This is a genomic window from Micromonospora aridisoli (assembly GCF_056150025.1).
In genome coordinates this window covers 1-538 of record NZ_JAXCFK010000156.1, presented here as the reverse complement: position 1 = coordinate 538, position 538 = coordinate 1, and the positions used below count along the sequence as shown (strand labels likewise).

The 538-nt window shown below is 41.1% G+C and carries 1 pseudogene; it reads left to right on the top strand.

Annotated elements, in window-relative coordinates:
- Nucleotides 1-524: pseudogene (locus SM447_RS29855) on the top strand (hypothetical protein); the annotation flags it as partial.
- Nucleotides 525-538: the final 14 nt, after the last annotated feature.

Genomic DNA, 538 nt, shown 5'->3' with positions numbered 1-538 from the left:
CAATAACTAACTGGTCTGAGTACCAACAAAGTGAACAGCAAGTGAACAGCAAACGAACAGCAAATGAACAGCAAGTGAACACAAACAAGAATGTAAAGAATGATAAGAATGAAAAGAATAATAATAAACGTTTGGTTTTTGATGAAAGCCATATGAAACTGGCCGCCCTGCTTTGGAAGTGTATACAGGCACACAGCCCGAACTTGAAAAAACCAAACCTTGATAAATGGGCTAATACTTTCAGGTTGATGATGGAGAGGGACGGCAGGGAAGGAAAAGAGATTCAGGACATGATCGTGTGGTCTACTAATCATCATTTCTGGTATCAGAACATTCTCAGTCCCGACAAGTTGCGAAAACAATATGACAGATTAGCAGTTCAGAAGAATGAAGAAGAAAGAAAGGAATGGAGAAATGGCAGCCAACAATACGGACAAAGCTTTGGCGGAAATATTGAAGAAGCTTCGGGAAAGGTCAGCCCAATCTTCGGGAACAGAATCGGACGCCTCAGAAAAAAAGGCTGATTATGATTGCCCTA